General features: G+C 24.8%; 28 protein-coding genes, 1 tRNA gene and 4 pseudogenes. 11 read left to right on the top strand and 22 right to left on the bottom strand.

The features are described 5' to 3' along the window. Window positions 1-18: 18 nt before the first annotated feature. From SDAV_RS03710 to SDAV_RS03685, 6 genes are all read right to left on the bottom strand, one after another. On the bottom strand, window positions 19-618 hold the full coding sequence (locus SDAV_RS03710) for a hypothetical protein (RefSeq protein ID WP_114564599.1): 600 nt from the start codon (window positions 616-618) through the stop codon (window positions 19-21). Between the two features lie 2 nt (window positions 619-620). After that, on the bottom strand, window positions 621-1,949 hold the full coding sequence (locus SDAV_RS03705) for a hypothetical protein (protein WP_114564598.1): 1,329 nt from the start codon (window positions 1,947-1,949) through the stop codon (window positions 621-623). Further along, a complete protein-coding gene (locus SDAV_RS03700) occupies window positions 1,939-2,877 on the bottom strand; it encodes a hypothetical protein (RefSeq protein ID WP_114564597.1) in 939 nt (312 codons plus the stop codon). The genes SDAV_RS03705 and SDAV_RS03700 overlap by 11 nt, the downstream gene beginning before the upstream one ends. Window positions 2,878-2,879: 2 nt before the next feature. After that, on the bottom strand, window positions 2,880-3,107 hold the full coding sequence (locus SDAV_RS03695) for a hypothetical protein (protein ID WP_114564596.1): 228 nt from the start codon (window positions 3,105-3,107) through the stop codon (window positions 2,880-2,882). Window positions 3,108-3,535: 428 nt separating this feature from the next. Then, window positions 3,536-4,819 carry a hypothetical protein gene (locus SDAV_RS03690; protein ID WP_114564595.1) on the bottom strand — a complete coding sequence of 428 codons (1,284 nt, stop codon included), beginning with the start codon at window positions 4,817-4,819 and terminating at the stop codon, window positions 3,536-3,538. A gap of 15 nt (window positions 4,820-4,834) precedes the next feature. Continuing rightward, window positions 4,835-5,296: a hypothetical protein gene (locus tag SDAV_RS03685; RefSeq protein WP_105299328.1), complete on the bottom strand. Its 462-nt coding sequence runs from the start codon at window positions 5,294-5,296 to the stop codon at window positions 4,835-4,837. 241 nt (window positions 5,297-5,537) lie between these two features. On the opposite strand from SDAV_RS03685, the gene SDAV_RS03680 reads away from it, so the two are divergent. Then, window positions 5,538-5,628 (top strand) — tRNA-Ser (locus SDAV_RS03680). Between the two features lie 181 nt (window positions 5,629-5,809). After that, window positions 5,810-6,337: a lipoprotein gene (locus SDAV_RS03675; RefSeq protein ID WP_114564594.1), complete on the top strand. Its 528-nt coding sequence runs from the start codon at window positions 5,810-5,812 to the stop codon at window positions 6,335-6,337. Between the two features lie 30 nt (window positions 6,338-6,367). Here the strand turns inward: SDAV_RS03675 and SDAV_RS03670 are convergent, their stop codons facing one another. The 5 genes from SDAV_RS03670 to SDAV_RS03650 are packed head-to-tail and all read right to left on the bottom strand — an operon-like array spanning window position 6,368 to window position 13,125. Next, on the bottom strand, window positions 6,368-9,598 hold the full coding sequence (locus tag SDAV_RS03670) for a hypothetical protein (RefSeq protein ID WP_114564593.1): 3,231 nt from the start codon (window positions 9,596-9,598) through the stop codon (window positions 6,368-6,370). A gap of 3 nt (window positions 9,599-9,601) precedes the next feature. Beyond that, window positions 9,602-10,996: a hypothetical protein gene (locus SDAV_RS03665; RefSeq protein WP_114564592.1), complete on the bottom strand. Its 1,395-nt coding sequence runs from the start codon at window positions 10,994-10,996 to the stop codon at window positions 9,602-9,604. Continuing rightward, window positions 10,989-11,267: a hypothetical protein gene (locus SDAV_RS03660; RefSeq protein ID WP_105298871.1), complete on the bottom strand. Its 279-nt coding sequence runs from the start codon at window positions 11,265-11,267 to the stop codon at window positions 10,989-10,991. The genes SDAV_RS03665 and SDAV_RS03660 overlap by 8 nt, the downstream gene beginning before the upstream one ends. Next, window positions 11,267-12,727, bottom strand: a complete 1,461-nt coding sequence (locus tag SDAV_RS03655; RefSeq protein ID WP_114564591.1) for a PBSX family phage terminase large subunit — start codon at window positions 12,725-12,727, stop codon at window positions 11,267-11,269. Before SDAV_RS03655 ends, SDAV_RS03660 begins: the two co-directional genes overlap by 1 nt. A 2-nt stretch (window positions 12,728-12,729) precedes the next feature. Further along, window positions 12,730-13,125, bottom strand: coding sequence for a hypothetical protein (locus tag SDAV_RS03650; protein ID WP_114564590.1), 396 nt, complete (start codon window positions 13,123-13,125; stop codon window positions 12,730-12,732). 309 nt (window positions 13,126-13,434) lie between these two features. Between SDAV_RS03650 and SDAV_RS03645 the strand changes: the two genes are divergently transcribed. After that, window positions 13,435-14,418, top strand: coding sequence for an IS30 family transposase (locus tag SDAV_RS03645; protein WP_114564589.1), 984 nt, complete (start codon window positions 13,435-13,437; stop codon window positions 14,416-14,418). Window positions 14,419-14,811: 393 nt separating this feature from the next. Here the strand turns inward: SDAV_RS03645 and SDAV_RS03640 are convergent, their stop codons facing one another. From SDAV_RS03640 to SDAV_RS03625, 4 genes are all read right to left on the bottom strand, one after another. Beyond that, entirely contained in the window at window positions 14,812-15,063 is a 252-nt protein-coding gene (locus SDAV_RS03640; protein WP_114564588.1) for a hypothetical protein, read from the bottom strand. After that, on the bottom strand, window positions 15,063-15,212 hold the full coding sequence (locus tag SDAV_RS03635; RefSeq protein WP_114564587.1) for a hypothetical protein: 150 nt from the start codon (window positions 15,210-15,212) through the stop codon (window positions 15,063-15,065). Before SDAV_RS03635 ends, SDAV_RS03640 begins: the two co-directional genes overlap by 1 nt. Before the next feature lie 266 nt (window positions 15,213-15,478). After that, window positions 15,479-15,688 carry a hypothetical protein gene (locus SDAV_RS03630; protein ID WP_114564586.1) on the bottom strand — a complete coding sequence of 70 codons (210 nt, stop codon included), beginning with the start codon at window positions 15,686-15,688 and terminating at the stop codon, window positions 15,479-15,481. Further along, window positions 15,688-15,837 (bottom strand): hypothetical protein, encoded by a 150-nt coding sequence (locus tag SDAV_RS03625; RefSeq protein ID WP_071890527.1) that lies wholly within the window; start codon window positions 15,835-15,837, stop codon window positions 15,688-15,690. The genes SDAV_RS03630 and SDAV_RS03625 overlap by 1 nt, the downstream gene beginning before the upstream one ends. A gap of 328 nt (window positions 15,838-16,165) precedes the next feature. On the opposite strand from SDAV_RS03625, the pseudogene SDAV_RS03620 reads away from it, so the two are divergent. Then, window positions 16,166-17,488 (top strand): annotated as a pseudogene (locus SDAV_RS03620) (spiroplasma phage ORF1-like family protein); the annotation flags it as partial. A gap of 11 nt (window positions 17,489-17,499) precedes the next feature. Here the strand turns inward: SDAV_RS03620 and SDAV_RS03615 are convergent. The 7 genes and pseudogenes from SDAV_RS03615 to SDAV_RS13950 form a co-directional block, all read right to left on the bottom strand. Next, entirely contained in the window at window positions 17,500-17,916 is a 417-nt protein-coding gene (locus SDAV_RS03615) for a lipoprotein (RefSeq protein ID WP_114564585.1), read from the bottom strand. A gap of 100 nt (window positions 17,917-18,016) precedes the next feature. Further along, a pseudogene (locus SDAV_RS14360) lies at window positions 18,017-18,584 on the bottom strand (hypothetical protein); the annotation flags it as partial. Then, window positions 18,584-18,788 (bottom strand): annotated as a pseudogene (locus SDAV_RS14355) (DUF2649 domain-containing protein). The pseudogenes SDAV_RS14360 and SDAV_RS14355, both read right to left, overlap by 1 nt. 152 nt (window positions 18,789-18,940) lie before the next feature. Then, window positions 18,941-19,395 (bottom strand): annotated as a pseudogene (locus tag SDAV_RS03595) (DUF3627 domain-containing protein). A 317-nt stretch (window positions 19,396-19,712) separates the two neighbouring features. Continuing rightward, window positions 19,713-19,964, bottom strand: a complete 252-nt coding sequence (locus SDAV_RS03590) for a hypothetical protein (RefSeq protein WP_114564583.1) — start codon at window positions 19,962-19,964, stop codon at window positions 19,713-19,715. Continuing rightward, window positions 19,933-20,109, bottom strand: a complete 177-nt coding sequence (locus tag SDAV_RS03585; protein ID WP_114564582.1) for a hypothetical protein — start codon at window positions 20,107-20,109, stop codon at window positions 19,933-19,935. Before SDAV_RS03585 ends, SDAV_RS03590 begins: the two co-directional genes overlap by 32 nt. A gap of 109 nt (window positions 20,110-20,218) precedes the next feature. Continuing rightward, window positions 20,219-20,344 (bottom strand): hypothetical protein, encoded by a 126-nt coding sequence (locus SDAV_RS13950; RefSeq protein ID WP_281268838.1) that lies wholly within the window; start codon window positions 20,342-20,344, stop codon window positions 20,219-20,221. Between the two features lie 81 nt (window positions 20,345-20,425). Here SDAV_RS13950 and SDAV_RS13025 point away from each other — a divergent pair, with 81 nt between their 5' ends. The 7 genes from SDAV_RS13025 to rplS all read left to right on the top strand — a co-directional run bounded on the left by SDAV_RS13025 (window position 20,426) and on the right by rplS (window position 23,634). Next, window positions 20,426-20,605, top strand: coding sequence for a hypothetical protein (locus SDAV_RS13025; RefSeq protein WP_245938511.1), 180 nt, complete (start codon window positions 20,426-20,428; stop codon window positions 20,603-20,605). Further along, the gene (locus SDAV_RS13020) at window positions 20,556-21,008 is read left to right on the top strand and encodes a hypothetical protein (RefSeq protein ID WP_245938510.1); all 453 of its coding nucleotides are present in this window, start codon (window positions 20,556-20,558) and stop codon (window positions 21,006-21,008) included. The genes SDAV_RS13025 and SDAV_RS13020 overlap by 50 nt, the downstream gene beginning before the upstream one ends. 383 nt (window positions 21,009-21,391) lie before the next feature. Further along, a complete protein-coding gene (gene rpsP / locus SDAV_RS14350) occupies window positions 21,392-21,751 on the top strand; it encodes a 30S ribosomal protein S16 (protein WP_114564581.1) in 360 nt (119 codons plus the stop codon). Between the two features lie 25 nt (window positions 21,752-21,776). Further along, window positions 21,777-22,028 (top strand): KH domain-containing protein, encoded by a 252-nt coding sequence (locus SDAV_RS03570; protein ID WP_114564580.1) that lies wholly within the window; start codon window positions 21,777-21,779, stop codon window positions 22,026-22,028. After that, complete coding sequence (locus tag SDAV_RS03565) at window positions 22,029-22,520, top strand: ribosome maturation factor RimM (protein ID WP_114564579.1); 492 nt, start codon at window positions 22,029-22,031, stop codon at window positions 22,518-22,520. It abuts the gene before it with no gap. A gap of 1 nt (window position 22,521) precedes the next feature. Beyond that, a complete protein-coding gene (gene trmD, locus SDAV_RS03560) occupies window positions 22,522-23,253 on the top strand; it encodes a tRNA (guanosine(37)-N1)-methyltransferase TrmD (RefSeq protein ID WP_114564578.1) in 732 nt (243 codons plus the stop codon). A 24-nt stretch (window positions 23,254-23,277) separates the two neighbouring features. Beyond that, window positions 23,278-23,634: a 50S ribosomal protein L19 gene (gene rplS, locus SDAV_RS03555; RefSeq protein ID WP_114564577.1), complete on the top strand. Its 357-nt coding sequence runs from the start codon at window positions 23,278-23,280 to the stop codon at window positions 23,632-23,634. The last annotated feature ends 56 nt before the right edge of the window (window positions 23,635-23,690 follow it).

The following is a 23,690-nucleotide window of genomic DNA, read 5'->3' as shown; positions in this document are numbered from 1 at the left end:
CTACCACCCCTATATAGTCTATTTATTTCATCTTTTTTTAAGACAATATTGATTTCAACTTTTAACTTGTTCTATTGTTTTTTTACAATTATGACAAATATTAACATTATGTTTTTTAAGATATTTACGAAATATTAATCAACCAAATAATATTAAATATAAGATATAACTTGGTATTTTATAAACTTGCTCTAAACATTTACCAATCGGTAATTTAATTGCTGGTATTTTAGGTATTTTTGTTGTTAATCAAGCAGTACCATGTAATATTGGGTATGATATAACAATCCCAGCATATCCAAAAAAACCACCATCAGTTATATTGTGCTGACCAAACATAAACTCTTTAACTTGTTCTAATGTGGGTATTCAATTAAAGTGTAAGCTAGTAAAAAATAAACCATATAAACTTAAAAATGGAGTATGATATAAAATTGACAGTGCATTATATCGCATAATATATGCTTTTTTAATATGAAATGGATATTTATCATATTTTAAAAACTTACGATTTTTTCATGCTTTAAAACTTTGACTTGGATTTCTTTGTTCAAAACCTAATCTTTGTCAATAAGTACCATTTTTATTTTTAATAATAATATTTTCTTTATCTATCATATTTACACCTCTTGTCGAAAAATACGAACACTATTAATTGGTATATTAGAACCCTCTGAACCATTAGTTAAATAAACCCGACCACTAGCACTATATAAAGCAATACTATAAGGGGTTTTATCGAAATCATCAATAAAACAAGTTGCTTGATGTTTAGATAAAGTTTTATTTTCTTTTGTTTCTGTAAAATAAGGTGGTTCAAGTCATAACATACCTTCAGCACCTTTACGATTAGTTGGTGATAATCAAACTTGATAACGATATTCTTCTGAAAATTCAGGAATATCAATATACTTAGCACTATCAGGTGTATAAGATATACTTACTTTTTCTCATTTTATTTTTTTACCTATATCAAATATTCATTTTATTACTTGTTCAAAAGTATCTTTAAAACTTTGATTTAAAGATAATTTATTATTTTTAACACCAAATTCATCTGATAATAATAATTCTAAACTACTATCATCTTTTTGATGTAATGGGGCATTAACTGTTATTGAACTACCACTTTGTGCTTTTTTAACAATATATTTTCCATCTTCTTTATCAATATAATCTTTATTTAAATCACTATCTTTAATAACATCAGATGGTATATCACCGCCTTGTTTTGCTTTTCATACATTATTTTCATAATAAATCGTATCATTATCAAAAGGCACTATTAATTTAATATACTCATTATAATCAATCTTACTAAAATCATTAATAGTAGGATAAGTTATATTAATTGAATTATCTGTTTGAAATCGTTCTTTTAATCAAAATAATAATGTTTCATAAAATGTTTTTTTAGTAATATATTTATATTCTTCTTCTCATGGATGAGCATAATTTCCTAAATTATAATTATATGGTCTTATATTTGTTTTACTAGATATAATATCAATTATTTCACCTGCTAATTTTAAAGCATTTTTAACATCACGAGTAATATTTTCATTTGCTTCAGGGTCATTAGTTTGTGAATAAGCAACACCACCTTGTGAAAATGATGCACTACCAGTTAAATCATTTACTCCTTTTGGTAAATATCAATTTATAACTGCTAATAAACAACCAGATTGAATATAACTTAATCATTTATCATATTTAATTACACCTGTATTATCTTTTTTTACTCATGGAAATAAATCTTTTTTATTAATCTTATCGGAAATTGTTCCACCTGATAATCTATCCATTCATAAACTAGTTTTTAAAATAGCATTATAAATTAAATTATCATTATAAGCAGATTGTTTTCTATCATTAATTGGTTGTCAAAGTTTACTTTCTTTAACATCTTCAACTGTTATAAATAACAAATTATTTAAATTATTTTCCATATAAAACACCCCTTAATTGATTACGATATTTATTTTTTAAATTAGATGGTTTATAACTATTAACTTTTCTTTTATTTTTATTAATTGTTTTAATAGATTTATTAACCTGATAAAATTTACTATTAACTGGTGCTTTATATAAATTCTTAATATTTTTAATATCATTTCGGCGTTCACGATATCATTTTTTATTATTAATTTCACCAGCAAAATTAAAATTAAAATGCCCAATCTTTAAATTATTAATAAACTTTTTAATTTGCTGTAATTTTTGAACTGTTGGTAATGTTAATTTAATATTTCCTTTTGGATATTTTTCTTTTAATGCTTGTGGTAATCGTTTTTTAATATAATTTCTTAAATGACTAGGTAATCATTTTCTTAATCAATAACGCCAAAATAAAGTCCCTGCATTAGATACAGCATTACTTAATAATTTTCAAATTTCCACTGGAACACTAGGATAAACATATGGACCATAAAACTTAGGGTTTTTTGCTGTTTTTGTATATATTAAAATAGTTAAATTACCCGTTAAAGTTAATTTATTTGTAATATTAAACATACCACTATCAAGTCAACTACTATTTAAAGGTTGTCAATTAGTATTTAGATAATTTTCATTTTTAAATTGTTCTCTATTTTTAATATTATTTTCTTTTTCTAATTGATTTAATATTTGTTGAATTTCTTTTTTATAACCTTTTTTAATTAAATTTAAGTAAGTAAATGGGTCTAACCACTGATAAATATCTTCAACTTTATTAGTAATTTTTTTATATTTACCAGTAGTATAATTAATTGGTTTTAATACTGTTTGTTTAATTTGATTAACTTTATTAATTAAATTAACAAATTTATTTATTAATGTTTTATTTTCTAAATTAGAAACTAATAAGGTTAATATTCTTAAAATTAATAAATTCATAATTAAGTTTTTTTAGTAGCAGCAGGAACTGTAATTTCCATTCCTGTTGTTTCACCAGTTAATCAATTTGTACCAATTAAACTATATGGTACCGAAACATTATTGCTAAAATTACCCTCATCTCTATCATTAAATATTGAATGATCATAATCTAAAATATTAACAATATAATCTGAAGTTGTTAAACCAGCATTAAGTTTTTGAATTGCTTTAATAAGACCAGTATTCATTTCAGTAATTACATCTGCTTTTTTAGTTAAATCAGGAACATCACTATATCAAGGTGTTTTTAAAGTTCCAATATTATCTTTATTAAATTGTTTAATACTTATTTGATTTACTTTTTGTACTTTATAATACTGAACTTGTGAAACACCAGTTGCTTTATTTTTACCAGCAATATAAATATCAACATAAATATCTGTTGTAGTAATATCATAACTTGATGGTGAACCTTGATAATATAACGGTCATCAATCATAATCATCTGCTGTTAAACTTGCATCAACCGCTTTAACTGCTTTTAAAACTTTATCATTTAAAAGCGGTCTTAAATCTTCACTTGATACTTTTTGAGGTACAATAATTCCTTTAATTATTTCATCATTTGTTAAACTATCAACATTTTTAATTTTATCGTGAATATCTACGGCACTACTTACTTTGAATAAATTAAAGAAACTGTTCCACTATATTTATTTGGATTTCCAGTTGCTAATGTGCCAGTAGATGTAATATCAGAGAATGTTGCATCTCCAGTTTGATAATTAGTATTTTTTGTCTTAATAGCAGTTTCTAATTCTGCTGTTGTTGGTGTATCACCAACCATTGTAATTTGACCTAAATTAGGTGTTGTAATAACTGTTGATAAAGCAGGTTTACCAATAGTATAGTCAATCGGAACTCGGTAAGTTATATTTAAATTATTAATTGCTTGTGTAATTTCTGTTTGTGTTGGTTGTCTTTCTAAAATAATTTTACATGTTTTTGGATATAAAATTGTTGGTGTTGCATATTGAACTTTACCAATTCATTTAGGGTTAGCAGTATCATTATCTAAAACTTGTTGAATAGTATCCATATTAATTGGATATGCTCAAACTTGTTTATTAATAATTAAACCATTTACATTAGTAAAATCATAACCTTTATCACGATTAACTTGTCCTTTTGTATATATTTTTTCTAAATGAAAACTTTTAGATACTGGAATACCCATTGCTGTATTTTCATATAATTCACCATTAACCATTGCTTTTAATTGTGCTTGTGAACCAATTACTTTTAAATAAGCAGGTGTTAATCCTAAATAAGCTCTTCGCCCTAAAACCATAAACATTTTATCTGTTGGTAAACCAAAATATAAATTACTAATTTGATTAGTTAATTCAATTAAAGTTTCATTTAATGTAAAAAACGCACGATTAGCATCATCAGCATTATCTGCTGTATAAGTACGAAACGGAATTACTTCATATTGTCCATCTGCTAAACAATAATCATAAATACCTTGTATTAATTCACATTCTAAATTAACAAATTTATTTTGAACAACACTAGAAATAGCATCAGCAATAACACCATTTTTAATATTTTGTTCTAATAATGCTAAATCAAAAGCTTCATTCATTAATTTTAAATTAAATCTTTTATCAATAGGAACTGGAATTCTTGTTAATCCCATAGTTTGAGTTGTCCCACCATTTGGTAATGAATAATCATTTTGTCATACCACACGATGAGTTAAATTATATAATGCTTGTCCAGCATTAGGTAAATAAGCAACTTGTTCAGCAGTTGCTGTTGCATATTGCATAATACTTGCATATTCATTATATAAAGGTCCACGCAATAAAGCATTTACCATATCAACATATGCTTTTTGATCTGTTGTATTACCTTGTAATGTAAAAGGTACTTGTGGCACATTAATTGTTGCCATAATTTTCACTCCTTATTATCTAAGGTTTTTAAGTGTGAAATCAGTTAATTTTTTAACTTCATCAGGTGTATATGCACCTTTTTCTTTAATAGTTTCAATTTCATCATTTTTATTTTCAGTAGATTTTTCAATCATATCTTTAATAAAATTAGTTGGTGAAACTGATTGTTGTTCTTCAACAAACAAATCAGGTTTTAATTCTTTTAAAGTTTGCATTCTTTCACTTAAAGAATTACCACTAACTTTATCTAAATTAGTTTTAATATCTTCAATTTTAGTAGATGGAACATCTTTAAAAGCTTTTAATTCATCTAATTCATTAGCAACTTTTAAATACTCTTCTTTTGAAATAGTATCAGTTCTTTTTTGCAAACTTTCTCTAATTTGTTTTGCTTCATTATTAAATTCATTTAATATATTATCTGCTATTTCAGCACTTAAACCTTGTTCTATTAATTGTTCTTTTGTAATTGCCATTTTTATAAACCTCTCTTTTTTTATTCTTGTCCGATTAACAAGTCAGCATAAACTCTTTTTAAGGCGGAAAGCTTAAACCGGAAATACGCTTTTTTAACAAAAGATTAAACCATTAACTTTATTTTACACTATTATTTTACCAATACAATACTTTTTATATATAAATACTAAACAAATAACATAAAAGTGTTATAATAAAATTGAAATGCTGTAAAATACGACATTTTTAGTATTTCCATATGGAACAGTACTCAAATTGGACAAGAGGACATCCTGCTAAGATGTTAGGTCGGGTAACCGATGTGAGAGTTCAAATCTCTCCTGTTCCGCCATTTAACTAGAGTTTTTTTACTTAATTTCATAATTCTCCATAAATAAAATACTCTAAACTTAATATATTTCATTGCTAATATACCCCTTAAAACAAGTAATAACAATAAAAAAGAGATATTAAATCTCTTTTTTTTATTTTTTATTATATAATTTAACTAATAAATAAAGAAGGAGAATACAATGAAAAGATTATTAAGTATAATAGGTGCAATTACATTACTAGGAACAAGCACAACAAGTTTAGTTGCTTGTAATACAGCACAAGAATATACACCCGAAGAATTAACAAAACTTAAAGAAAATAATAAAATAGATACAGCTGATGAAAATATTAAAAATAATTTAGAATGAATAGCACCACAAGAAAAACCATTTAATGAAGTTGATAATAAATGATATTATGTAGTATGAAAAGGTGAAAATTGAAATATTACTAAGTTTAAAAATTATGAAGAAATAATACCTCAAAAGCATGAATACCAATATAAGACTATAGAAGAAAAAAGCAAATATAAAATTCAATTACGCTATTACTCACGTAATGATACTAAGATTAATTTAATTATTTTTAAATCAATTAATGAACCAACTTTTATTTGAGAAGAAAATAGTAATAATTTTAAATCAGTTTATCGTTGAAATTTAGATACTAATGAACCTGACTTAATTATTGATAATGATGGTAATATAAAAGTTAACGGGGAATAGAAAAAGAGATATTAAATCTCTTTTTTATTTTTATCTTGGTTTAATTGTAATTTTAACTGGACTATCGCCTTTATTTCTAATTCCTAAAACATTTGGATTAGAGACGTCTAATATAATTTCTTTATCATTGCCAGAATAGAAAAATAGAAAATTGTAATTAGTATTACGCAAAAATAATTGAGTAAATATTACTTTTGAAAATCTAATTTTTAATTTTACATCATTAGTGTAATATGCTTGTAAATATATTTCTTTGATTTTATCTTTATCATTATCAAATAATTTTGTTATTTGAAGTAAAAATTTAATATCGCCACTATTTTTGCCCTTTTCAGTTATATATCTACTTTGATAATCATCATAATTTGGTAATCCATTAGTATGTGCAATAGGTTCAAATGTTTGAATTTCATTAGTTATATTATTTGTATACAAAGTTCTTATATTATCAAAATTAACTTTATCTCTTTGTGAACGACCACTTTCTTGTAAAGTTATATTAGATAACAAACCAAAATTAGCATAACAATCATTACGGCCACCATTTAAATTAACATTTCTATTAGGAATAAAATTTTCTATATTTGGTGGTCCACATTCAACTTGTAAATTATTAAGATTACTTATTTCAATAGTTTTATAAGCACTTTTAAATTTTTCAATACTTTGAATTGTTGGGTCAATTTGTTTTAAATCAATTTCAACCTCATAATAAGCATCCTTAAATTCATCAGAAAATAAATTAATATAACTATTAGGAGTATTAGAACCTACTTTACATTGTGCTGGTGCTGTAATTTTAGTTTTTAATGGTAATACTACATCAGAAGGCATAATATCTTTTGTATAAGGTTGATAGTTATATGGTATTGGTGGAAGAACATATTGAGGATAATTAAAGGTTGGTATTTCATAGTCGTGTGGTAATAAGAAACTAGTTTTATAATTAGTTGTTATATCGCGTAAATAATTATTTAATACACTTTTTGTTTTACCACGAAAACTCCACACTGATAAGCGTAAATAATCTTCTTCATTATTTGTATATGGATTATCAGCATAAAAGATAATTTCAAAATTACCTTTATATAATGCTTGAATTGAAAACATATCAATTATATAACTACAATCAGTACCATCTGGTGTTTGTAAGAATTCACAATCATTATCTTTTTCACTATCACTAACTGGTGTTTGAGCATCAACTGCTTTTGTTTGTTCATTAATTAAATAAACTCGGTTAGTTTTAGGATTTAATTGTTTTAAATTATAAGTTGAATAAACTAACTGACTTGTTGGTTTACCATCGTTAGTTAAAACAGTACCTTTACATTTATCAGTTAGTAAAGTAGTAAAACCTAAACTAGTAGCATTTGCTCCAAAAATAGCACCAACTTTATCATTACCTTGTTCTCTAAATATTTCAAAAGGTAAATAACCCTTACCTTTGGCATTATCACCTCAAAATGCATCATTATAAAAACTATAAACATTAGCACTCATAAAACCATTAAGTCATTGAAAATTAGGTCAAGTTTTTTTATCTTGATTAATTACTCATCCTCATGGAATACCAAATGAAATAAAGTTTAAGAATTTACCAACTCCACCTGGTATTGTAAAAGGATTAAATACTAATTTTTGTGTATAGTTTAAAGGTAATACGGTAATTTGCCGATTAATAAAATTATTCATATTTAAAATATCTCAAACATTACATGAACCCATTTTATTATATTCAATTTGAACTTGTCCAACAGTATTACCAAATTCATCTTTTCTCCTAAAATAAGATGATGCTTGGGTACTAATAATATTATCCTTATTACTTTCATTTACTTTTACTTTATTTGGTGGTGTTATTTTTCAACTTTTAGACCAATAAAATTCAGAATTATTATCTTCTTCCTTAATAGTTGTTCCAACAGTTGGATTAGTTGCTGTTGTTGTTGCTTTATCTGTTATTACAATACCTTCACTATTTTTTGAACTTCAAAAGTCATATCTACTTTCCATATCTTGTTTTCAATCTTTAAATCCTGTTATCATTGTTGGTTGTATCCCTTGAATGTTATATCAACTTACTTCGGGTGATGCATAAGTATTTATTTTATCAGGTGGAGCAGGATACATGTTATACATTAATAAATCTCTTGAATTCATTACTTTTTTATTAAATTCACCCTTAATAATTGGTCGCCCAATTACTGGCATATCAAATAAAATAGGATTACCATAAAATTTAACTGCCATTGCTCTAACGCCTGGGTCTTTTAATAAAATCTCATCTAATTCAACAATTCCTTTATTTAATTTTTCATCATAAGTTATTTTAGGAAAACAATAACCCTCACCTGGGGCACTTGTTTGTATAAATTGTCGTACTGATAAACCACTATGACTAATTTTGTCATTAATACTTGAAAAAGTAATTTCTTGTCATAAAAAACTACCATCATAAGGTGAATAATAATTAATAACATTTGAGGGATATAATCATTGTCTATCTTGGGGTGCAGAATTAATATCACCACCACCAATATTTAAACCACGATCACTAAATACAGTATAAAAATTATAATAATCATTAATATTTAATTTCTCAGCATCTTCATCTAAAATTAATAAAGTATATTGTCGTTCTGTTGATTGTTGAGTAAATACTTGTTCAAATTTTGCTTCACCAAATTGAATAGAACTTCTATCATCAATCATATAAGCATCTCAATATTTACCAACTTTAACTTCTTTTGTATAAAAATTATCTGCTTTATTATCATTATTCATAAAATAACTTAATTTATATTGTTTTAAGTATTCTAACATTTTATTAATATCATAAATATTTTCACCATCAATTAATTTTCAATAATTATTTTCATTTTCATCTTTTAATTTTATTGCAAAAGGTTTTTCATTATTTGCTCATATCGTTGAATTAATAGGTTGATTTTTAAAATCATCTATCGTTAAGATATTAATTTCTTCACCTTTATATTTTTGAACTATTTTTAAACTGCCTTGTCATTGAGCAATAGTACTTTCCATATTATCAAATATGCGGGTATAACTACCATAATCACTAGGTTTAGCATTATTAGGTTTTCAACCGGTTTCAGTATCAGGTATATATGAACTATAAACATTAAAAGGAAATACCATTCAATGTCGATTATTTCGGATGTCTTCTCTTATATCCATTAAAGTATCGTGGGCTTGTGCTCTTAATTCATTCATAGCACCTGGGCTAATTCTACTCATTTATTAATCCTCCTTTATTTCTGTTCTACCTTGGATAGCATTTTGATTATTACCAGTTTCATCATATTCTATTAATTTATTATTATGTTCAATTTCTTTGGTTTGTATTTTATCTCAGTATTTTTCAATTTTTTCAAAATATTTTGTTGCTTCTAATTCATCAATATTATCATATTCAGTAATTGCTCGTATTGGTTCCATTGTTCTATTTTCTAATCTAGCAGTAATTAATTCATTTTGTCTCATTTGATCAACTAAACTAGCACTAACAAAATCAAAACCATAAGGTCGTTCACCAACACCATTTCATAAACCATAATATTTTAAAACAGTATCAAACATTTTAGTATAATATTGCTTACGATATGCTTGTAAATATGCTTGTTTTTCTAAATCTTTTGTTTTTTTTATTAATGATTGTGTTTTATTTTCTTCACTATCTGAGGCATCACCAAAAGGACTAGAAAAATTACATGCTATATATACTTGTTCAATAATTGATTTTTGATCTTGTGTATATGTTTCTAAGATTGGTGTCCCTTGTACTACTTGTAAAGATTGAGACAATGTACCATCTGCTGCCGTTTGACCTGATTGAATAAAAATATCATCAAAAATATCTTGATATACTTTTTTATTACCCATATTATAAGAAGTCATTAAATCATCATCTAATTGACCATATCAATGTGTACGATTTGCTCATCGTTCTTTTGATTTAATATTAAAACTATCTTCTAAATCAAATTGTAATTTATAACAATTTGCCATTGTAGGTCATGGATTTAATGTAGTTGATGTAGATAAAAATAATGGATTAGGTTCATTTATCATTTCTCAAAAAGGTACAACACCTAATTTATTTTTAAATTCTTGTACTAAAATAGGTTTAACATCATCTTTAATTTGTGTTTTACTTTGCCCAACAACTACTTCATTATTTTTAGGTCAACCTTTAATAATTATTTTATCTTTGGTACAAATTAAATTTAAAATAAAACCACTATCTGATTGATGATAATTTAATCAAATATCAGCACCTTGTTCAATTTCATTTATTTTACTTACTCTTGAAGTAAAGTTAAATGGATTAATTCATAAATCAATATTGCCATCTGATGTTTCTAATAAACCAAAGATAGTTTTACCCATTAAACTTGCTGTTAATTCATTTTTGTCTAATTTTTCTTTTATTTTATAAGTTTCATATCATCAATTTAATTTTTCTAAAATGTCTTTACGATGAGATTTAAATAAAATATCTTTACCATTTACTAATCGCATTTGATGTCGAGCAATAATATTTGCTAAATTAATTGTTCAATCATAATTATAATATTTTAAAACACTATTAATATCATTTAAGTTTGGTAAAGTAGGATATGTATTATTATTCATTGTTATTTTGCTCCTTTAATTTTAAAATAAGTGCATAATTAATTATATTTACTGTTAATAAACTAGGTTCATTTGATAAAACTTTTACACATACTTTAACTTTTTGATATTTTTTAATATACTCGTTATATAAATTTAATTTACATATTGCGATATTATCTTTTTTTAATTCTTTACAAAGTCTTTTTTTAACTTTTCCACAAACAGACATATAAGGTCTTTTTGCATTTATTACACGCTCATCATGTATTACATATATATCTTTTTTCATTAATTTATTCACTCCCTTTGTTGTCATAATTTATAATCTGCTGAACTATTATGTTTAACCATTGGAATTAATTCAAAGTGTAAGGCATAGAAATCACTATCAAATGTATCATCATATAAGTCTAACATTCGTTCTTCTCTGGCATCTGGTTTATCTTCTCATTGAATTAATTCATATTGGGTTTTACTTACAGGACATTTTTCTCATAATCATTTTAATTGATTAGTATTTATTAACATTGTAAATGCTTCAATACGATGTCTTATTTTAAATTTTTGTTTTTGTGCTGGTTTAAATGTCATATATTGACCAAAATTATAATTATATTTCTCTCGGTTTAAACTTTGTAATGTTGAATAAGCACTATCATCAACATTAATTGATATACCTTGTTGTATTAAACTAAAATATTGATTTAATTGATTGTTATAAAACTCTAAAATATCTTTAACTTGTTCTAATTCAGTTTTAAATTGTTGTGTCGCATTTGAATGTGTATATTCTGCTACTTTATATGCTTTTTTATCAAATGAATTATATATTCAAAAACTCGCTGATGTTGTATGTCCTTTGGGACTAGTAGCATTCGCAATATCAACACCACCTAATAATTTAGTTGGTTGAATAATATCTGTTGCTTGCATAATATCAATATATCGTGCAAAGATTGACCCACTAGTATTACCGGGCAATCCTCAACTCCACACTCTTGCTCTTTCAATATCTAATTGTTCTAATCTTAATTGTTCATTAACTTTATCTTGTGGTAGTTCATAATTTAATCTTCAACTAGAATAATGAATAATAATTTTCATATTTCATTTTTCAATATACTTAATTTGTTCATATTTACTACGCATTATTTCTTCATTAAAAGGTAATAATTGATTACAATAACCAACAATATATCTTTTTAAACTTTCAGGGTTACATGTATTAATTGTTATTTTATTTTGATAACCACGAATAGCAAACTCTAAATCACTTAAGTCTTTTTGTTGAAATTGATCACATTCTTCTCGTCAATCAATTACTAATTTATATTTGTTTAAGTCAGAAAAGGCTTTCAATTTTTCTTTCCGACTTGGTGAATGTAAACCTTTACAATATATTTTGCTACCATTTGATAAAGTAAAAGTAAAATTTGATAAATTAATAGTATAAGGAATATTATTTTCATCTAACATATTTCATATATTTTGAAATACACTATCTTTTAAATCTTTACTCCAATACATACTAGCAATTATACAAATTGGTTCTTTAATTAATAAACTAATTTTTAATAATTCACCAAACATTTTAATATTTGAAATAGTCTTACCACTATATCGTGTTCCAATTTGATTAATTTCATTAACTAACTCATATTTCTTAGCAAATGGATATTTATTACCAATACTACTATTTTGTAATAACCAATAAGGAATTTCTAACAAATAAGTAAAATGATTAAGCATTATTATTTTTCCTTATCATCATTTTTAATATCTCTAATATCAGTTTGTAAATTAACAATGATTGGTTGTTGATTATTTAAGTTTAATTCTTGTTCTAATTGTTTTTCTTGTAATGAATATTTATAATTAAATGCTCGTTGTCAATATAATTTAGCACCATCAGGTGATTTCATCATAAAATTAATTATTTCACTTTCAATTTTATCAACTTGTCGTTCAAGCAAAGGAACTATCTTTTCGCTCGCATAAGTATCATATCTTCACTTGCGAGAAAGGTTAAATTCATTGGTTAAATCATTCAAAGTATATGGTTTATTAGGTGATTTATTTTCTCAAAATTGTTCTATTTTACGATAAAAAGTTGCCAAACTTGCTGTTTTTGGATTAAATTCTTTCATTTTTTACTCCTTTTTGCATATTAAAATTGCTATTATTTAAACAATATGATTAAATAAAAGAGTATAAAAACCTATCAAACTTATCAAGAACTAAAAACTTAGCAAAATGTATTAAAGAACTTAATATTATTTTTATTATGTTTATTTTACAATTAAAAAAAGACTTTTTCAAGTCTTTTTTTGTAAAACAAGTATAGAGACAGATATTCGCAACTTGTTATAAATTAATTGTATAACTTTAAAAATAATTGTCAATAGTTTTTTAAAAATAGTGTATAAATAATTTTAAAAAGATTGGAGACAGAATATATGAAAGATTATACACATCTAAAATATGATGAACGAAATTTATTTAAGGATTTATTTTTATCTGATAGTTGTAAAAAGAAAAATGGTACGCTTAATTTATCTGAAATTGCAAGACAAACAAATCGCAGTGTGAATACTGTTAAAAGAGAAATTAAGCGATTTAAAAATATAGAAGATTATATAGCAATAGAAGCACAAAAAGATTATTATAAAAAGCGTAAAAAATGTATTAAAAAACTACCTGAATTTACAGAAGAGCAATTAAATTTCATTCATCTGAGATTTAATGCTTATCATGATTCACCAGCAGAAATTATTCAGCGTTTTTTAATAAAGTTTGGGATTAAATTTCCCGTTTGTGTAAAAACATTGTATAAATGAATTTATTTAGGTCTTTTGGGTTTGTTAAAGAAAAATTTATTAAATGGTGGTAGAAGAAATAGAACAAAGAAAAGACCTGATAATCGTGGCAAATTAGATGAAAGATTTAAGTCAATTTGAGATATTGAAAATAAAGTTTCTAATGTTGGATGACTTGAAGCGGATACAGTTGTTGGAAAAGACCATAAATCTGCTGTTTTAGTTTTAGTAGAACAATCAAGTAAAAAATACTTTGCTATGAAATTAGAAAATCATACTGCTAATGAAGTTGTAGAAAAGTTTAAAGATATTGTTATAAGTAATAATTTAATTGGAAAAATTAAAGGAATAATAACAGATAGAGGTAAAGAATTTAGTAAATTTGAAGAGATGGAAAAGATTACTGGTTCTAATGTTTATTATTGTGACCCTGGTTCACCAAAACAAAAACCCTTAATTGAAAGAATTAACCGTGAATTTAGAAAACGCTTTCCTAAGGACACTGATTTTAATAATGTTAGTCAAAAACAAATTGATTGAGTAGTTAATGTTATAAATGATAAACTCCGACCGTGTTTAAATTGAATAAGTGCAAAAGAAATGTTTTTACAGAATATTAAGTAAATTTATTAATTAAAATTTAATAAATGCTTTTTTAGTGTGCTTAAATATGGTTAAATTAAGCTATATTTATAAAATATTTTATTTTTTTAAAAAAAGAGTTGCATTTGTTAAAAATGATGTTATTATCAAATTAACAAGAGACAGATTTTGCTACTTGAATTTACATAATACATAAATATAAAAATAATAAAAATTGGCACACTGAAAATAACTATTAAGAACTTTAATAGTAAATATAATAAGTTCATTTTTCTATTTAATAAATTCATTTTTTACAAATGTGATAGCATCTATTTTTTGATTATCATGAATGGTATCACCAATTAAAACAATTATTTCACTAAAAATTCCTAGTGTGCCTTAACTAAGATATATAATCGATTATAATAAATATTAAAATCCTTTAACCATAACACGGAATCAATTTAAGATTTTAATAATACAAAATATAGCAAATGGAATTAATATAATTCACGCTTCACCTAAGAAAACCATTATCTCAGGTAAAATATTTGTTATACCTTCTTTAACTTTTCATAATGCACTAGTCAAACCCGTTCAAATCCCAGTCATACCCTCAGTCATAGTTTTAGGTGTAGGTGCTGTTAAAAAATTAAACGCTGTTGTTAAATACATACCTAACATTATTTATTACTCTCCTTTCTTTCAATTTCTTTTTTATCTTTTTTCTTTCCTCGAATTTGTTTAATTTTTTGGTAAATTGATAAACCAATATAAAGAAAAATTGCTAATACAATAACAACACTAAATATTGTCGTTAATCAAGTTGGCATATTACATCTCCTTTCTAAAAACTAAAAAATTGAAATTTGCAAACTCGCTCCGCTCGTTGTCGCTTCGCTCCATTAAAAACACTACTGAATAAATTATCCGCTAATAAATTACGCGGAATAATTTATTCTTTTACTTTTTAATTTCAATATCTTTTGCAATCTTATTAACAGTATTAATAACATTATCTTTACCATACTTTTTCACTAGAGACCGCAAAATAAAATATTGCTTTGTTTGCATAATTTCAACTCCTCAATTAAAAATATTAAAAAAATTTACTTTCCAAAACTGTAAAAACCAAAAATACAAAATGTATGTGGTTTCTACATAAAATATTTGTTATACCTTCTTTAACTTTTCATAATGCACTAGTTAAACCCGTTCAAATCCCAGTCATACCCTCAGACATAGTTTTAGGTGTAGGTGTAGTTACTGTTAAAAAATTAAACGCTGTTGTTAAATACATACCTAACATTATTTATTACTCTCCTTTCTTTCAATTTCTTTTTTATCTTTTTTCTTTCCTCGAATTTGTTTAATTTTTTGATAAATTAATAAACCAAAATAAAGAAAAATTGCTAATACAATAACAACACTAAATATTGTCGTTAATCAAGTTGGCATAATACATCTCCTTTCTAAAAACTAAAAAATTGAAATTTGCAAACTCGCTCCGCTCGTTGTCGCTTCGCTCCATTAAAAACACTACTGAATAAATTATCCGCTAATAAATTACGCGGAATAATTTATTCTTTTACTTTTTAATTTCAATATCTTTTGCAATCTTATTAACAGTATTAATAACATTATCTTTACCATACTTTTTCACTAGGGACCGCAAAATAAAATATTGCTTTGTTTGCATAATTTCAACTCCTCAATTAAAAAAATTAAAAAAATTTACTTTCCAAAACTGTAAAAACCAAAAATACAAAATGTATGTGGTTTCTACAAATTTATTGGTTTGTCTTTATATTCTGTTTTGCAAGAAAATATTAGAGTTCAGCAAGGTGGTAGTGCGGATTATGAAAATCCGAATAACGTTGGTACAAAGCGGATAATTTTTTATTTTGAGACGGTTGATGAATTGGATGTTAAAAATATTAAAAAAGCAATTTATCGGATGATTTTGACTGTTGATGAAGCAAATTTAATTATTTCTGGTAGTTTAGAGTTAAATAATATTAATAATGATGATTTAAGTTTTAATTTTAGTTTTATGCGAACGGGAATGGGTGAAGTTTTTAATTTTAATGGTTCAATTTATTCATCATTAAATAGTAAAGATTTAAAGTATTATCAACAGTTTAGCGGTCAGTTTGATTTATCTAAGTTTTTACAGTCGTTTTTTGCAAGTGCATTGGTGCCAGTGTTTCAAAATCGTAGTTCGTTTATTGAAAATGGATATATTGATAATTTACAATATGATACTGTTTTAGTTAACTTTTTTGCGTTGAAATTACAAAATTTTAATAATATTTTGTTGAGTGAAAATATTAACGATAAATTACAATTTGATAAATTATTAAATAGTATGTTTAAGATTTCACAGAAATTTTATACTAATTATTTACGTACGATTTTTGATTTAGAGAATAACACTTATGTTCAAGGTTATAATAAAAAATATGGTTTGTTAGTAAATAATGGTTTTAAAATTTATCCACGATATTTTTATTTTTCAGATAAATATAAGCAATTAGACATTAAATTATATTCAGCATTTAAAAATCGGTTTTATACGATTAATAATTATGGTAGTGTTTTTAATTATGATTTTTCGGTTGCTAATAATTATAATATTAACTCAAATTCGGGTTATGTTTTTGAAGATGCTTTAAAAGATAAATATGGTTTAAAGTATAAAAAAATTGAAGAACAAAAAATCGGTTATAATGTTTTTGAATTGCAAGCACAAAAAGAGAATGATATGTACCGATATTATGATTTTAATTTTGGGATTTATAACTGACAAGAGATTAATAATGGTGGGTTGTTCCCCGATAAACAATGATGACAAGTGCAATATGTAACGCCAGAGGGTTGATAAGATTTTGGTGCTCATATTAAAAATGCGGTGATTTGAATTGTCAATACTATTCCCGGTGTTAAACAAGTTAATGAATTAGCGAGTGGTGTTGGTAAGGTTTTTGAAACAGTATATAGTTTTTTTAGTCAAATATTTGAGGTATGAAAATTTAATCCAGCATTGTATATTACAATAACAAATATTTTTTTATTAATTATTTTTATGAAATTTGTGCGATTAATATAAAAAAGGAACTGTTATTCAGTTCCTTTTTGTTCTTTTCAGTCAGTAATTTCACCAGTGTTTTTATCAATGGTTGGTGTTTCGGGTTGACTATCACCATCTCAGCGATAAATTGCTTTACAACCATAAAAGTTTGAAATTTGTTTAATTTCTTTACCTTTTATTGGACCATAAGGTATTCAATTATTAACAGAACCATAAACTCTAATTCCAAAATAATATTTTTCATTATTATTATTTATATCAACATCTTTATAATTAATTAATTTTCAATTACTACCTTCTGGTGGTTGTTGTGGATTATATTGTGGTTCTGGTTTATTATCCCCTCCACCGTTTTCATTATTATTTTCTTTTTTACAACTGATTAATGTTGTTGTGCTTGTTGCGGTTAATCCAATTGCTCCTATTATGCTAAGTCATTTTTTCATATAGATTGCTCCTTTTTATTGTTTTATATATAATTGATTTTATCACATATCAATTATATATAAAACAATAAAAAGGAGCAATCTATATGAAAAAATGACTTAGCATACCCTCACTCTGAGCAGTAAACAACGCACGATTACCAAAATGTCTCGCTAAAACAATTCACGGTATTTTACCACTATGAACTTTTTTCTCATTGTTAGGACTAGTTCCATCAATATACAAATAACTTTCATCAAATAAAATAACACTATCATCTGGGGGAACCGGTTTTTGTTCTATCTGTAAAATCTAAATTTTTAAATGTTAAAACTTTAACTTTATCATCTTCTAACGGATAATTACTATAAATTTCATCTGTCAATAATTTCATAGTTTGCGACAAATAAGTTAAAAGTAATGTTTTACCAGTTCCTAACTTACCAATAATTACCGATAACGGATTATCTTAAACAAAATTCACTAACCGAAAAGCATTTAACTGATAAAAAATATTTTTTCACAATCATCACACAAAATATACACATTGCAAAGCAAATAATATTCAAAATACTAAACCAACACAATACAAAGAAATTATCCAAAGTAATAAATCAATTAAACTAAACAAAAGCATTGAACCACTAATATAACAATAGTTTTTAAAGAAAAATATAAATTTTTTTATTATTTAAAATATCCAACTATTTTAAAAACCATTCACAACAAAAACCAAGTTAAAAACAAAATCACAATTCAAACACCAACCATCAAAGTTAAATATTCATTTTTGCGTTAAATTCCACATTGTAATACTTTCAACATTCGTCTTATCTATAAACAAAAAGATATAAATAAAAAACTCTTTGAATTCTTGTCAATCATTTTGCATATTTAAAAACTCCACATTTTTTGAATAAGTTTAAAAAACATTCCAAAAAACAAAACAATAAATAACACAAACGATATAACATATAAAAAATCAGGGGCATTTGAACCAATAATATAACTAATAAATTGAACTCAATAATCATATAAACTCATTTAATTTAAACTTTCTAAATCATTAATTAATTCTTGTCCTTTTTCAACACTTAAATTTGTTAAATTATTATTGTTATTATTTGCTTTTACTTTTTTAGGTTCACTTAAAAATAAAGCTTTTTTCATTTTAGTAAAATAATTTTGTTTATATTGATTATATAAATTGATTAATTCGGTTCCAGTTAAATACTTTCAAATATTTCGCTTTAAATTTTCATCATACTTTATAATATAATAGGATAAGAATTATCATAAATTAAACCGATTGCTACTTGTTCCGAATGTTTTTCACTCGGATAAATAAACTTATTACTCAATCAAAAACCAATATGGCGATTATGATTAGGTAAATTAATAAAACTTGCTTTATCTGTTGTAAAAGGGATAAATTCCTTACTAATAAAATAATTTTCTACATTCTGATTTTTCTTAACAAAATTACTCAATTTTATCATCTCCTAACTAAATATTTGTTTAATAAACAATGTTATAAATAATGTTTATATAATGTTTATTTATTGCAATAAACACTGATTATTAACAATGTTATACATAATGCTAATATATTGTTTATTTAATGTTTAATAAACACTGTTAATAAACATTTTTAAATATATAAAATAATAAAAATTGGCACACTGAAAATAACTATTAAGAACTTTAATAGTAAATATAATAAGTTCATTTTTCTATTTAATAAATTCATTTTTTACATCAAATCACATATAAAAACTAGTGTGCCACAATCAAAATACATGATAAATAATAAATATTAAAATCCTTTAACCATAACACGGAAAAAGTTTAAGATTTTAATAATACAAAATATAGCAAATGAAATTAATATAATTCACGCTTCACCTAAGAAAACCATTATCTCAGGTAAAATATTTGTTATACCTTCTTTAACTTTTCATAATGCACTAGTCAAACCAGTTCAAATCCCAGTCATACCCTCAGTCATAGTTTTAGGTGTAGGTGCTGTTAAAAAATTAACCCCCGTTGTTAAATACATACCTAACATTATTTTTTATCCTTCTTTCTTTCAATTTTTTTTCTTTTTTCTTTCCTCGAATTTGTTTAATTTTTTGATAAATTGATAAACCAATTCAAGCAAAAATCCCTAATATAATAACAACACTAAATATTGTAGTTAATCAAGTTGGCATAATATATCTCATTTCAAAATTTTTAAATATCGCGTCACGCTCTGCGTATTCGCTACGCTCAAAATAAACAATATTAAATAAATTACCGCTAATAAATTACGCTGATAATTTATTTATTTTCTTTTACATTATCTTTTACATTATTAATTACTATTTTATTTACAGTATTAATAACAATATCTTTTCCATACTTAATTACTAAGGACCGCAAAATAAAATAATGTTTTCTTTCCATTAAAAAATCAACTCCCTTCAAAGTTGATTTGTTGCACTTCAATTACAAAATGCATAATATTAATTATTAGGAGGTTTTTTTATGTTAAAGTGAAATACTAAAATTTTATTTTATGTACGATTAAGTGTTTTATTTTTAATTTTATTTTTTTTAATTACTGATTTAGTGTTAGCAATAATTAGTCCACAACCTCAATTTCGTGATTTAGGATATGCAGAACGAGTATCAAATTATTATTCGTTTTTTTACAACGCAAACTAATTATATTGTTGCTGTTTATTTTTTCATTTATTTATTTGAAAACAAGTTTAAAATTCAAAGTCCTAGTTATTTAATTAAATTAGCTGTGACAATATATATTACAATTACAATGGTAGTTTTTTGACTTGTAATTTTTACAAGTACACAAGATGCTAATCAATACAATGTATATGCTTGAATATCGACAATTGTTTTGCACTTAGTAATTCCAATTAGTATGATTATTAGTTATATTTTAACAGTCGGGACTTTTGAATATAATTTAAAACAACATTATAAATTAGCATTATGATTAATTTTAATTTATCCAGTTTGTTATTTTATTGTAATTTTAATTCGAGGAACACTGCGTAATTTAGAAAAAAGACCACCTGATACTTGATATCATTATTTTTTTTCTTAATGTGTTTCAAGAATGGGGGTGATTAATTTTAACTTTTTCTTTTATTTGTATTTTAACCTTATTCATTGGTTTACAATATTTATATATTTTTTTAAATAATAAGTTACATTCTAAATATCAAGGCGAAACATTAAACAAACGGGTAAATGAAAAAATATTTGGAATTAGTGGAAAAGGGATGACATTACATAAAAAAGATGTTTTTATTACACAATCAGTGTTAAATGTTTTTAAAAATGATTTTCCTTAAGAAGGAAAATATGATTAGCAAAAAATAAAGTGTTAAGTTAAAAAACTTGACTCTTTTTTAATTTCAGGTATTATATAAAGGATGTTAAGTTTTATAGTTTAACATGAACGCAGAATTAGAAAGGAAATTATTAATGGTAAAATTACGTTTAAAAAGAATAGGTAAAAAGAAAGCATCATTCTACCGAATTGTTGCAACAGATGCTCGTGTCAAACGTGATGGAGAATATATTGAGTTAATTGGAACATATAATCCTATTAATGGTGATGTAAAAATTAATCATGATCTTGCTTACAAATGATTATTAACAGGAGCACAACCAACTGATACTGTTCGTAATTTGTTAAGTAAAGAAGGCTTAATGACTAAATTGCATAATGAAAAATATGCTGCTAAAACAACAAAGAGTACAAAAGAAAAGGCAGCAACAGATAAAAAAGCAAACTTAACAAAGAAACCGAAGGCAAAGACAACAACAGATGCCAAAAAATAGTTGTAATTAAGTGTGGTGTTAATTAATGTATATTACTGAACTTAAAAATTTAATTAATCCGTTAATTTGTCAGGATGATAATGAATTATATTATGAAATTCGTCAAATGCCATCGACAAATGTAGGAGAAATTAATTTATTAGTAATGTGTAATGAAGAAGTGTTAGGATATGTTGTTGGTAAAGCAGGATTAATTGCTAATAGCTTAAGAACTTTATTAAATATTAGAGCACATGTTGATCAAAATAAAGTTAATATTAAGTTTGAGGTTTTATAGATGGAAACTTTGTTAAAAATTTTTAAACTTAAAAAGCCCCATGCAATTAAAGGTGAACTTAAAGCAACTTTATTAATAAACATTAAAAATATAAATAAATTGCTTAATAAATTAATGTTTATTCAAGTTCAAATGATGTATACGCAAGTAACATTAATTAAAATTACTGCTACTAAGCAAGATTATATTTTAAAATTTAAAGAGTTTACTAATATTAATGAGGTAATAGCTTTTAAAGAATGCTATTTATTTGCTCAAAAAGCAGATTTGAATTATACAGAAGTTATTAATCAGGAAAATTTAATTAATTTTACAGTCTTTCATAATCAAAAAAAAATTGGGATTTTAGTAAATCAATTTGAAACTAAGGCACATCTTGTTTTTGAAATTAAAACAACAGATGGTACATTAATGATGATTCCAAATGTTGATGCATATGTTGAACAAGTTGATCTGCAACAACAAGAAATTATTTTAAAAAAGGTTATTTAAAATGAAAAAGTTTACAGTATTAACTTTATTTCCAGAAATGTTCAATAATTTTATGACAACATCAATTATTAAAAAAGCACTTTATGAAAAATTAATTGCAATTAAAATTGTTGATATTCGTGATTATAGCATTGGCAAACATCATCAAGTTGATGATTACCAATATGGTGGTGGTGAAGGAATGGTTTTAATGATTGAACCATTAGTAGCAGCGATTAAAGCTCACCAAACAAAAGACAGTGTAACAATTTTGTTAACACCACAAGGTAAGCAATATGTGCAAGAACAAGTGCAACAATTTGCAGCAAATGATAATGATTTAATTTTAGTTTGTGGGCATTATGAAGGTTTTGATGAAAGAATTTTATATTATATTGATTATGAATTATCAATTGGTGATTATATTTTAACTGGCGGTGAATTAGCTAGTATGGTTGTAATTGATAGTGTTACTCGTTTATGTGAAAATGTAATTAATACACAATCACATCTCAATGATTCTTTTTCTAACAATCTATTAGATTATCCTGTTTATACAAAACCAGTTGAATATGATGGCCATTATGTTCCTGAAGTTTTATTAAGTGGTCATCATCAGAAAATTGCCCAATGACGAGAATATGAAGCATTAAAAAAAACTTGATTAAAACGTCCCGACCTTTTAGAAAAAAAAAATTTAACCACAGAACAACAAATATTATTAGAAAAAATTAAAAACGAAAAAAAGGTTTAACGACCGTAGAAAGGAAAAAAAGTTATGAAGATGAATTTAACAGAAGAAATTACAAAAGATCAACTTCGTAGTGATTTGCCACAATTTTCTTCAGGAGATACAATTAAAGTACATTATAAAATCCAGGAAGGAAATAAGTTTAGAATTCAAGCTTTTGAAGGAGTAGTAATTAAGTTACAAGGTAGCGGAATTGCAGAATCAGTTACAATTTGTAAAATTAGTAATGGAACTGGCGTTGAAAGAAAATTCCCTTTACATTCGCCATTAATTGATAAGATTGAAATTGTAAAATATGGACGAGTTCGTCGTGCTAGAATTTATTACATGCGTAATCGAACTGGTAAAGCTGCTCGAATTAAAGAGATTATTAAAACAAAATAACCCTAAAATACTGATAAAGTATTTTTAATTTGTATTAAAATAATAACACAAGGAGG

The sequence above is a fragment of the Spiroplasma phoeniceum P40 genome, assembly GCF_003339775.1.
Classification (GTDB): domain Bacteria; phylum Bacillota_I; class Bacilli_A; order Mycoplasmatales; family Mycoplasmataceae; genus Spiroplasma; species Spiroplasma phoeniceum.
Note: the sequence above shows the minus strand (reverse complement) of the source record. Positions and strands in the feature narration are given on the sequence as shown.